The following is an 11094-nucleotide window of genomic DNA, read 5'->3' as shown; positions in this document are numbered from 1 at the left end:
CAAAAATCAGAGACTGCAGTCGGATCGCGGCGATGTCCGCATGGCATCCGAATGGTCGGGCCATTGAAGTGGCCTGGTGGCTGGATTTATTCGCCAGAGTGAGCCTTGAGCGCGAATGCGCCAAGGCTCTTTTCGTCTGGGGCCCAAGACCAGCTTGACAGTACAAAAAGAACAAAATAGGAACATATTGCCTGTGGATAGCGGCGAGAGGCTGCGCCAAAGGCCAACACGCCAGAGGATTTGGTGTATGAGAAGCTGGTTTCGGATGAGCGTAGGAGACGCGTGATGGCTGGAAGCGTGAACAAGGTCATTCTGGTGGGCAATCTGGGCGCGGACCCGGAAATTCGCCGGCTTAACTCGGGCGATCCGGTCGTCAACCTGCGCATTGCCACGTCGGAAAGCTGGCGCGACAAGAACTCGGGCGAGCGCAGGGACAAGACCGAATGGCACAATGTCGTGATCTTCAACGACAATCTGGCCAAGGTCGCCGAGCAGTATCTGAAAAAGGGAATGAAGGTCTATATCGAAGGCCAGCTCCAGACCCGCAAATGGCAGGACCAGCAGGGACAGGATCGCTATACGACGGAAATCGTGCTCCAGAAGTTCCGGGGCGAGTTGCAGATGCTCGATTCACGCGGAGAGGGCGGCCAGGCCAGCTATGGCGGCGGCAGTTCCGGGCGCTCGGATTTCGGGCAGTCCGAGCCGGGTGGTGACTATTCACGCGGCGGTGGCGGCTCTGGAAGCCGTGGCGGCGGCTCGCGCGACATGGACGACGACATCCCGTTCTGACGATCGCGGGGCCGTTCGGCTGCGGGTTTCAGACGCCGTAAGCGCCCATCAGCGCGCGCACGCCGTCCGCGACGAACTGCACGGCGAGCGCTGCGAGTATCACGCCCAGCAGGCGGGTCAGGATGGAGCGCCCGGTTTCGCCCAGGAAGCGGTCGATGTGCTGCGCCAGAACGAAGACGAGATAGGTGATCAGCATGCAGGCGAGGATGATCGACAAGAGCGAGATCTGGCCGATTGCGCTGGGTAGACGTCCCGAATGCAGGACCACCGCAGAAATCGCGCCGGGACCCGCGATGAGCGGGATTGCAAGCGGGAACGCGGCGACGTTTTGAACGTGATCCCTGGTGATGGCGGTTTCCGCCGTTTTTTCCTTGCGGTCGTTGCGCTTCTCGAAAACCATTTCGAACGCGATGAAGAACAGTAGCAGGCCGCCAGCTACGCGAAAGGCGGGAAGCGTGATGCCGAGCACCGACAGCACCGAGCTTCCGACGAGCGAGAAAGTGGCCAGGATAAAAAAGGCGATGATCGAGGCGCGTATCGAAACGCTGCGGCGCTGTTCGCGCGTCATGCCACGGGTGACGGCGAGATAGAGCGGGGCCAGTCCCGGCGGATCGATTGTCACCAGAATGGTCGCAAAGGCATTGAGCAGGATTTCGTAGGTCGGCACTGTGTCGTCCCCTCTGACGCCGATGGCTGATGAATGTTAGCCTTGCCTCGCGGAAGAAGAAATGTCCTTTCGCACGGATCAGAGGCAGTTGCAGGCGGGCTCGGCGGGTGCGCTTTCGAACCCTTCAGCCGGTCGCGCTCCCGGGGCTTTTGCCACATTTTCGACAAACCCGAAGCCGGTCAATCCGGATTTCTTCGCAAGTTGACGTAGCGTTTTGATTTACAACGAAAAATCTATGCGGGACAAGACAGCGGTTCATTTGGATTCCGGGCGGGCTTTCCTATATAAAGGTCAAGTGATTCCCAACGACCTGTGATCTATTTTGACCGACCAGAAGACACCAGGCGGGCCGGACGGTCCGGAAGGCATCGAGCCGATCTCCATTATCGAGGAGATGCAGCGCTCCTATCTCGACTACGCCATGAGCGTGATCGTGAGCCGCGCGCTCCCTGATGCGCGAGACGGACTGAAGCCGGTGCACCGTCGTATCCTGTATGCCATGCAGGAAGGCGGCTACCACTGGAACCGCAAGCATGTGAAATCGTCCCGCATCGTCGGCGACGTGATGGGTAAATATCACCCCCACGGCGACGCCTCGATCTATGACGCGCTGGTTCGCATGGCGCAGGACTGGTCGATGCGCGTGCCGATGATCGACGGGCAGGGCAATTTCGGCTCCATCGACGCCGATCCTCCGGCGGCAATGCGCTACACGGAGTCGCGACTGACCAAGGTCGCGCATGAACTGCTCGAGGACATCGACAAGGATACCGTCGATTTCCAGGACAATTACGATGGCGCCGAGCAGGAGCCGAAGGTCCTTCCGGCGCGTTTCCCGCACCTGCTGGTGAACGGCTCCGGCGGCATCGCGGTCGGCATGGCGACCAACATTCCGCCGCACAATCTGGTCGAGGTCTGCAACGGCGCGATCGCCATCATGGAAAACCCGGCGATGGAACTGCCGGAACTGATGGAAATCATCCCCGGGCCGGATTTCCCGACGGGCGGCCTCATTCTCGGTCGGTCGGGCATCTACAGCGCCTATTCGACCGGGCGCGGCTCGATCCAGATGCGCGGCAAGGTGCATATCGAGCCGATGCGCGGCGACCGCGAGGCGATTGTCGTCACCGAGATACCCTATCAGGTCAACAAGGCCGCGATGATCGAGAAGATGGCCGAACTCGTGCGCGACAAGCGCGTCGAGGGCATCTCCGACATTCGCGACGAAAGTGACCGGCAGGGCTATCGCGTCGTGGTCGAGCTGAAAAAGGACGCGGTGGCCGATGTCGTCCTGAACCAGTTGTATCGCTACACGCCGCTCCAGACCTCATTCGGCGCGAACATGGTCGCGCTCAATGGCGGCAAGCCGGAGGTGATGACGCTCATCGACCTCCTGAAAGCGTTCGTGTCCTTCCGCGAGGAAGTGGTCAGCCGCCGCACGAAGTTCCTGCTGCGCAAGGCGCGCGAGCGCGCGCATGTGCTGGTCGGTCTGGCGATCGCCGTCGCCAATATAGACGAAGTCATCAGGCTGATCCGCAATGCGCCTGACCCGCAGACGGCGCGCGAGCAATTGATGACGCGGCGCTGGCCCGCCGCCGACGTGGAAAGCCTCATCAGGCTGATCGACGATCCGCGCCACCGCATCAATGAGGACGGCACGTACAATCTGTCGGAAGAGCAGGCCCGCGCTATTCTGGAGTTGCGCCTGCAGCGCCTGACCGCGCTTGGCCGCGACGAAATCGCCGACGAACTGAACAAGATCGGCACGGAAATTCGAGACTATCTCGACATTCTCGCGTCGCGCGCACGCATCCAGGCCATCGTGCGGCAGGAGCTTGAGGCGGTGCGCGACGAGTTCGGCACGCCGCGCCGTTCCGAGATCACCGATGCCGGCGCGGACATGGAGGACGAGGACCTTATCGCGCGCGAGGACATGGTCGTCACCGTGACCCATGAAGGCTACATCAAGCGTGTGCCGCTCTCGATCTATCGGGCACAGGCGCGCGGCGGCAAGGGCCGGTCCGGCATGTCCACCAAGGACACCGATTTCGTGACGCGCCTGTTCGTGGCGAACACGCATACGCCGGTTCTGTTCTTTTCCTCGCGCGGCATTGTCTACAAGGAAAAAGTCTGGCGGCTGCCCATCGGTACGCCGCAATCGCGCGGCAAGGCGCTCATAAATCTCCTGCCGATCGAAAATGGCGACCGCATCACGGCGATCATGCCCTTGCCGGAGGACGAGGCGCAGTGGAGCGAGCTTGACGTGATGTTCGCCACGACGCGCGGAACCGTGCGGCGCAACAAGCTGTCCGACTTCGTCCAGGTGAACCGCAACGGCAAGATCGCCATGAAGTTCGACGAGGAAGGCGACGCTATCCTTGCAGTCGAGACCTGCTCGGAAAATGACGATGTGCTGCTGACCGCGAGCAGCGGGCAGTGCATCCGCTTTCCGGTTACGGATGTACGGGTGTTCCAGAGCCGTGGGTCACAGGGCGTGCGAGGTATTCTGCTCGGCGCGTCCGAACGCGCCATCTCCATGGCCATCCTCGAACATGTCGATGCCGATGCGGCAGAGCGCGCGGCCTATCTCAAGCGCGCGGTCAATGAGCGGCGCATCGAGGGTGGCGAGGAGGAGGATATTGCGCTGACCAATGAAGAGGTCACGGAAGACGCGGAGTTGACCGAAGAGCGCTACCAGTTCCTGAAAGACCATGAGCAATTCGTGCTTACCGTCACCGAATTTGGCTATGGAAAGCGGTCGTCATCCTATGATTTCCGCCTCACGGGCCGCGGCGGAAAGGGCATTCGCGCGACGGATGTCTCGAAAGCCGGGGAGATTGGCCGCTTGGTCGCGAGTTTCCCGGTGGAAGGCAGCGACCAGATCATGCTGGTCTCGGACGGGGGGCAGGTCATTCGCGTCCCCGTGAACGGCATACGCATCGCCAGCCGCGCCACCAAGGGCGTCACAATTTTCAATACTGCGGACGGCGAAAAAGTTGTCTCGGTGGAGCGTATCTCGGAACCGCAGGACGAGACATCCGCTGACGAGGCGGTCGATGCACCCGAAGGCGAACAGGATCAATAGGCTCCAAATCCTCGGGAACGGTCACTCCGTTCCTTGAGGCGTACGCGCTCGGTTTCCTGATGCACACCTACCGCCGTGGCGATCAGCATGAGGATGGTCATTGCGGCTGCCAGAACTGTTATCAACATGACTTTGTTCTCCACCCTCCCAACGGGGAGCCCGAAAAAAGGTTGCATTGCCCTGTTGCGCGGCAGCGAGGCTGCGCGCTCCTGAGTGGCAAATGTTCGAATCCTTGTCCCCGCGTGCACATTGCACCTGAAGCCATTAAGGAAGCTCCAAGCAAAATGGTAAACGGATTCAATCAGCGCAGTGGACGGTGCTTTCGCATAGGGTGGAAACCGTCTAAAGCAGGCGACGCACAACGGGCATACTTCAAAAGATGACGGATCGCGTCGCAATCTACGCCGGATCGTTCGATCCCATGACCAACGGGCATGTCGATGTCCTGAAGGGCGCGCTGGCGCTTGCCGATACGGTTTACGCCGCCATCGGCGTGCATCCGGGCAAGACGCCGATCTTCTCCTTCGAGGAGCGCGTGGGACTGATCGAGGACGCGGCGGCCAAGGCGCTGGGTGACAACGCAAGCCGCATCAAGGTCATGTCCTTCGACGGGCTGCTGGTGGATGCCGCGCGCGGCATCGGCGCCACGCTTCTGATCCGGGGCCTGCGCGACGGCACCGATCTCGACTATGAGATGGGCATGGCGGGCATGAACCGCGCGATGGCGGGCGGGCTTCAAACAGTGTTTTTGCCGGCGAGCCCCCCGGTTCGCATGATTACCGCCACATTGGTCCGCCAGATTGCGGCCATGAGCGGGGATGTAAGGCCTTTCGTGCCGGCCAATGTGGCCAAGGCGCTGAAGGCGAAATTTCCATCCAGGAAGAAATAGACAGATCGGAGCTTTTTTCATGCCGTTGAAACGACTGGCAGGCGCGTCCCTGCTTGCAGCTGGGCTCTTGCTCGGCGCGGCCGCACAGGCTGCCTCGCCGGAGGATACGCTGGTACTGACCCTGAAGGACGGCGATGTCACCATCGCGCTGCGCCCCGACCTCGCGCCGAAAAATGTGGCGCAGGTCAAGGAACTGGTGCGCGAAGGCGCATATGACAATGTCGTTTTCCACCGTGTGATCGACGGTTTCATGGCGCAGACCGGCGATGTCCGCTATGGCGACACGAAGGACGGGTACAGTCCTGAAAATGTCGGTACGGGCGGTTCCGATATGCCGGACCTTCCCGCCGAGTTCACGAAAGCGGAGCATTTCGTGCGCGGCACGGTTGGAATGGCGCGAGCGCAGAACCCGGATTCGGCCAACTCACAGTTCTTCATCATGTTTTCGGCGGCGCCACCGCTCGACGGCCAATATACCATCGTCGGCCAGGTCGAGAGCGGCATGGAGATCGTCGACAAGATCAAGCGCGGCGCGGACGCCGCCGACGGGGTGGTGAGCGACAACCCCGACATCATCATCAAAGCACGGATTGGAGCAGACAAATGAGCGATAAGGCTAATCCACTCGAAGGGCGCGATCCCGAAAACGTCCTCCTGATGGAGACGACGAAGGGCGATGTCGTGATCGAGCTTTTCCCCGACCTGGCGCCCGGCCATGTCGCGCGGATCAAGGAGCTTGCCCGCGAGGGCGCATATGACGGCGTGGTGTTCCACCGCGTGATCGACGGCTTCATGGCGCAGACGGGCGACGTCCAGTTCGGCAAGAAGGGGTCGCCGTCCTTCAACCCGTCGCGCGCGGGCATGGGCGGTTCGGACAAGCCGGACCTCAAGGCCGAGTTCTCCAACATGAACCACGGTCGCGGCACCTGCTCGATGGCGCGGGCGCAGAATCCAAACTCGGCCAATTCGCAGTTCTTCATCTGCTTCGACGATGCTGGCTTCCTGAACCGCCAGTATACGGTCTGGGGACAGGTGGTCTCCGGCATGGAAAATGTCGATCAGATCAAGCGCGGCGAGCCGGTCAAGGACCCGGACAGCATCGTTTCGGTCAAAGTGGCCGCGGACGCCTGAGCCCGCCATGTGGGGGGTATTCTGGCCGTTGCTGGGCATTGTGGTCGGCGGGTTCCTGGCCATTCAGGCTCCCGTCAACGCGGAGCTTTCGCGCAATCTCGGAATGCCGGTGGCTGCCGCCGGCATTTCCTTCTTCGTCGGGGCGGTGGTGCTCGGACTAATCACCGCCGTTCTGGTGGCGACCGACAATGCGCCGCCGCTTAACTGGAAAGCGCCCGCGCTCTGGATGTTCCTGGCCGGCGGGTTCCTCGGCGCGTCCTTCGTCACCTGCAACATCCTGCTCGCGCCCAGGCTGGGCGCGGCTTCGCTCATGGCGTTCCTCGTCACGGGGCAGCTTGTCGCGGGTTTGCTGGTCGACCGTTTCGGCGCGTTCGGCCTTGCCGTGCGCGAAATTACAATGGGCCGGATCGCCGGCGCCGTCCTGCTTCTCGTCGGGGCGTTGCTGATCCGCTTCGGCTGATGCGGGTCGACCTGTTCGATTTCGACCTTCCCGAGGACCGGATAGCGCTCCGTCCCGCACAGCCGCGCGATTCCGCGCGCCTGCTGGTGTCGAGGCCAGGCGAAGCGCCGGTCGACGCGGTTTTTCGCGACCTGCCGGACCTGCTGGAGCCGGGCGATGTGCTGGTGTTCAATGACACGAAGGTGCTGCCGGCCCAGTTGAAGGGCGTGAGGCATCGCGGCGACGCGACCGCCCATGTCGACGCGACACTGCACATGAGAATGTCGCCCGACAGCTGGCTGGCCTTTGCGCGGCCCGCAAAGCGGCTTGTGGTCGGCGACCGCATCCAGTTCGGGCATGACGGCAGTGTTTGCTATCTGGGCACGCTGAACGCCACCGTCGCGGAAAAGCGCGAGAGTGGCGAGGTGCTCCTCCACTTCGACCTGTCGGGAGCGGCGCTGGACGAAGCGCTGCACGCGGTCGGGCATATACCCTTACCTCCCTATATCGCGGCACGGCGACCCGACGACGACCGCGACAGGAGCGACTACCAGACGATCTATGCGCAAGAGGAGGGAGCCGTGGCGGCGCCGACGGCGGGCCTGCATTTCACGCCCGAGCTTTTCGCGCAGCTCGATGCGCGGGGCATCGAGCGCTGCTTCGTGACGCTGCATGTCGGGGCAGGAACGTTCCTGCCGGTCAAGGCGGACGACACGGATGACCACCGGATGCATGCCGAGACGGGCAGGGTGTCCGCGCATGTGGCCGGGCGGCTGAACGAGGCGCGCGCGGCGAAACGGCGCATCGTGGCGGTCGGCACCACTTCGCTTCGATTGCTGGAAAGTGCCGCGCGCGACGATGGAACGTTGGCCGAATGGTCGGGCGCGACCGATATTTTCATCACGCCCGGCTATCGTTTCAGGGCCGTTGACGCGCTCGTCACCAATTTCCACCTTCCGCGCTCGACACTGGTCATGCTGGTGAGTGCGTTCTGCGGGCTGGAGCGGATGCGCGAGGTTTACGCGCATGCGATTGCGGACGGCTACCGGTTCTATTCCTATGGAGACGGCAGCCTGCTTTTCAGGGAACGCGATGAGCGCTGATTTCTCATTTCGCTTGCTTGCGACGGACGGCAGCGCGCGGCGCGGCGAAATTTTCATGCCGCGCGGCGTGGTCCGCACGCCAGCCTTCATGCCGGTCGGGACCGGCGGCACCGTGAAGGCCATGTATATGGATCAGGTGCGCGACCTTGGCTCCGACATCATTCTCGGCAACACCTATCATCTGATGCTGCGGCCGGGTGCGGAGCGTGTCGCAAGATTGGGCGGGCTGCACGAATTTGCCCGCTGGCCGCATCCGATATTGACGGACTCCGGCGGCTTTCAGGTCATGTCGCTGTCGCAACTTCGCAAGCTCACGGAGCACGGCGTCACGTTTCGGTCGCATATCGACGGCGCGCCATATGAGATGTCGCCGGAACGGTCCATCGAGATACAGGGGCTGCTCGATTCGGACATCCAGATGCAGCTTGATGAATGTGTCGCGCTTCCCGCGAAGCCGGATGAGATCGAGCGGGCGATGGAGCTTTCGTTGCGCTGGGCGGAGCGGTGCAAGGCGGCCTTTGGCGACCAGCGCGGCAAGGCGATGTTCGGCATCGTGCAGGGCGGCGACATCGCCGCTCTCAGGCTGCGTTCGGCGCAGGCCTTGTCGTCCCTCGGCCTGAAAGGTTATGCCGTTGGCGGGCTTGCCGTGGGCGAGCCGCAGGCGGTGATGCTGGAAATGCTGGAAGCGACGTGTCCGGCTCTGCCCGCCGACAGGCCGCGCTACCTGATGGGCGTCGGCACGCCGGACGACATTGTGAAATCCGTTGCGCGGGGCATCGACATGTTCGATTGCGTGATGCCGACCCGCGCCGGTCGCCACGGCCTCGCGTTCACACGACGGGGCAAGGTTAATTTGCGCAATGCCCGTCATGCTGACGATCCCCGACCGCTCGATGAGGAGAGCGACTGTCCGGCAGCGCGCGAATACAGCCGAGCCTATTTGCACCACCTCGTAAAATCCGGCGAGGCGCTGGGCGCGATGCTGCTGACCTGGAACAATCTGTCCTATTATCAGGGTCTCATGCATGAGATCCGCTCGGCCATCGAACGGGGCACGTTTGTCGAACGGGCGGCGGAAATTTCCGCGCAATGGGATCGCGGCGACCTGCCGCCGCTATAGAGCCGGCTTGCGTCGCTCTCGGCGCGGTGCGAAAAGACCAGAAAACGGCAGGGACGCGATGAAGACCTTTTTCGTTCAGTTCAAATGCGCCCTCGGCAGGGCCTACGACGTGGCGAGCGAACTCGCCGAAGCGGAAATCGCGTCGGAAATCTACTCGACCGCGGGCCAGTACGACCTGCTTGCAAAATTCTATGTCGACGACGGCGTGGACATCGGCCATTTCGTCAATGAACGGATTCAGGTCATCGACGGCATTGTCGATACTTTCACCACGGTGACGTTCCGGGCGTTCTGACCGCGATATTGCACAGGGAACAGGCGCGGTGCGCCCAAATCTCGAACTCCCTGCCGCGCGGGTAGGCAAATCGCCGGCTAAGTGCGCGCTGCCGCTTTTTTGCGCTTGCAAATAGTTTTGCGGCCAATTGATATGTCCGTCATCAGGGGAGATGCTTAGTGGTTGCATTCGACGAAATGCTCTCGGGGAGTTCCGGGGTTCGCAATGCATATGTCGGATATGATCGGTGGTTTCAGCAGCAAGACCCCGCCCGGCTGACTGAAAAGATGGCGGATGCCGAGAGCGTTTTTCGCAAGACCGGCATCACATTTGCAGTCTACGGACAGGAGGAGGCAGCCGAGCGGCTGATCCCGTTCGACATCGTTCCGCGCATATTGTCCGGCTCCGAGTGGCGGCGGCTCACGCAGGGCATCGAGCAGCGCGTGCAGGCGCTGAACGCCTTTCTGGACGACATCTACCATCGGCAGGAGATCGTGAAATCCGGCCGCGTACCGCGCGCGCTGATCGCGGGCAATGAAGCTTACCTGCCCGAAATGGTGGGGGTGAAGCCGCCAGCCGGGGTTTATACGCACATTATCGGCGTCGATATCGTGCGGACCGGAGAGGGGGAGTTCTTCGTGCTGGAGGACAATGCCCGCACGCCATCCGGCGTTTCCTACATGCTGGAGAACCGGGAAACGATGATGCAGCTCTTTCCCGAGCTGTTCCAGCAGGTGAAGGTGCGGCCCGTCGAGGATTATCCGCAACTGCTCCGGCGTTCGCTCGCCGCGGTCAGGCCGCGCGGCGCGCCCGAAAAGCCGACAATCGCCGTGCTGACGCCGGGCAGCTACAACTCGGCCTATTTCGAGCATGCCTTCCTTGCCGACCAGATGGGCGTCGAACTGGTCGAGGGATCGGACCTGCGCGTGGTCGACGGCCATGTGGCGATGCGCACCACGGAAGGCTACAAGCAGATCGACGTGCTCTATCGCCGGGTGGACGATGCTTATCTGGACCCGCTGACATTCCGTCCGGATTCCGCGCTCGGCGTTCCCGGAATCATGGATGTCTACCGCGCCGGCAACATCACCATCGCCAATGCGCCGGGAACCGGAATTGCCGACGACAAGGCGATCTATTCCTACATGCCGGAGATCGTCGAATTCTATACGGGCCGCAAGGCCATACTCGGCAACATCCCGACCTGGCGCTGCTCCGAGGAGGACAGCCTCAAATATGTGCTGGAGCATCTTGGCGATCTGGTCGTGAAGGAGGTGCACGGCTCGGGCGGCTATGGGATGCTGGTGGGGCCCGCAGCTTCGAAGAAGGAGCGCGAGGCCTTCGCGTCGAAGCTCAAGGCAAAGCCGCACAATTACATCGCCCAGCCGACGCTCTCGCTTTCCACATGCCCCATTCTGACGGAAAAGGGGCTTGCGCCGCGCCATGTCGATTTGAGGCCTTTCGTGTTGGTGTCGGATCGAATCCAGATCGTGCCGGGCGGCCTGACGCGGGTTGCGCTGAAAGAAGGCTCGCTCGTTGTCAATTCCTCCCAAGGCGGCGGCACGAAAGATACGTGGGTGCTTGATGATTGATATCT

The 11094-nt window shown here is 62.1% G+C and carries 11 protein-coding genes; 10 read left to right on the top strand and 1 reads right to left on the bottom strand.

The window, feature by feature from the left end; all coding sequences use genetic code 11:
• Positions 1–282 precede the first annotated feature (282 nt).
• Complete coding sequence (locus M9924_17075; GenBank protein ID MCO5066108.1) at positions 283–789, top strand: single-stranded DNA-binding protein; 507 nt, start codon at positions 283–285, stop codon at positions 787–789.
• 28 nt (positions 790–817) lie between these two features.
• Here M9924_17075 and M9924_17070 read toward each other — a convergent pair whose 3' ends face one another.
• Entirely contained in the window at positions 818–1456 is a 639-nt protein-coding gene (locus M9924_17070; GenBank protein MCO5066107.1) for a MarC family protein, read from the bottom strand.
• 322 nt (positions 1457–1778) lie between these two features.
• On the opposite strand from M9924_17070, the gene gyrA reads away from it, so the two are divergent.
• From gyrA to M9924_17025, 9 genes are all read left to right on the top strand, one after another.
• On the top strand, positions 1779–4541 hold the full coding sequence (gene gyrA / locus M9924_17065) for a DNA gyrase subunit A (protein MCO5066106.1): 2763 nt from the start codon (positions 1779–1781) through the stop codon (positions 4539–4541).
• Positions 4542–4920: 379 nt separating this feature from the next.
• Positions 4921–5430 carry a pantetheine-phosphate adenylyltransferase gene (gene coaD, locus M9924_17060; protein MCO5066105.1) on the top strand — a complete coding sequence of 170 codons (510 nt, stop codon included), beginning with the start codon at positions 4921–4923 and terminating at the stop codon, positions 5428–5430.
• A 19-nt stretch (positions 5431–5449) separates the two neighbouring features.
• Positions 5450–6037, top strand: coding sequence for a peptidylprolyl isomerase (locus M9924_17055; GenBank protein ID MCO5066104.1), 588 nt, complete (start codon positions 5450–5452; stop codon positions 6035–6037).
• Positions 6034–6561: a peptidylprolyl isomerase gene (locus M9924_17050; protein ID MCO5066103.1), complete on the top strand. Its 528-nt coding sequence runs from the start codon at positions 6034–6036 to the stop codon at positions 6559–6561. The genes M9924_17055 and M9924_17050 overlap by 4 nt, the downstream gene beginning before the upstream one ends.
• A gap of 7 nt (positions 6562–6568) precedes the next feature.
• On the top strand, positions 6569–7021 hold the full coding sequence (locus M9924_17045; GenBank protein MCO5066102.1) for a DMT family transporter: 453 nt from the start codon (positions 6569–6571) through the stop codon (positions 7019–7021).
• Positions 7021–8103, top strand: coding sequence for a tRNA preQ1(34) S-adenosylmethionine ribosyltransferase-isomerase QueA (queA, locus tag M9924_17040; GenBank protein ID MCO5066101.1), 1083 nt, complete (start codon positions 7021–7023; stop codon positions 8101–8103). The genes M9924_17045 and queA overlap by 1 nt, the downstream gene beginning before the upstream one ends.
• Positions 8093–9223: a tRNA guanosine(34) transglycosylase Tgt gene (gene tgt, locus M9924_17035; protein ID MCO5066100.1), complete on the top strand. Its 1131-nt coding sequence runs from the start codon at positions 8093–8095 to the stop codon at positions 9221–9223. The genes queA and tgt overlap by 11 nt, the downstream gene beginning before the upstream one ends.
• Positions 9224–9281: 58 nt before the next feature.
• Positions 9282–9518 (top strand): Lrp/AsnC family transcriptional regulator, encoded by a 237-nt coding sequence (locus M9924_17030; protein MCO5066099.1) that lies wholly within the window; start codon positions 9282–9284, stop codon positions 9516–9518.
• 176 nt (positions 9519–9694) lie between these two features.
• Positions 9695–11089 carry a circularly permuted type 2 ATP-grasp protein gene (locus M9924_17025; protein MCO5066098.1) on the top strand — a complete coding sequence of 465 codons (1395 nt, stop codon included), beginning with the start codon at positions 9695–9697 and terminating at the stop codon, positions 11087–11089.
• The last annotated feature ends 5 nt before the right edge of the window (positions 11090–11094 follow it).

Source organism: Rhizobiaceae bacterium, from assembly GCA_023953835.1.
Classification (GTDB): Bacteria; Pseudomonadota; Alphaproteobacteria; order Rhizobiales; family Rhizobiaceae; genus Mesorhizobium_G.
The sequence above is the reverse complement of the archived record's forward strand: the minus strand, read 5'-3'. Positions and strand labels throughout refer to the sequence as shown.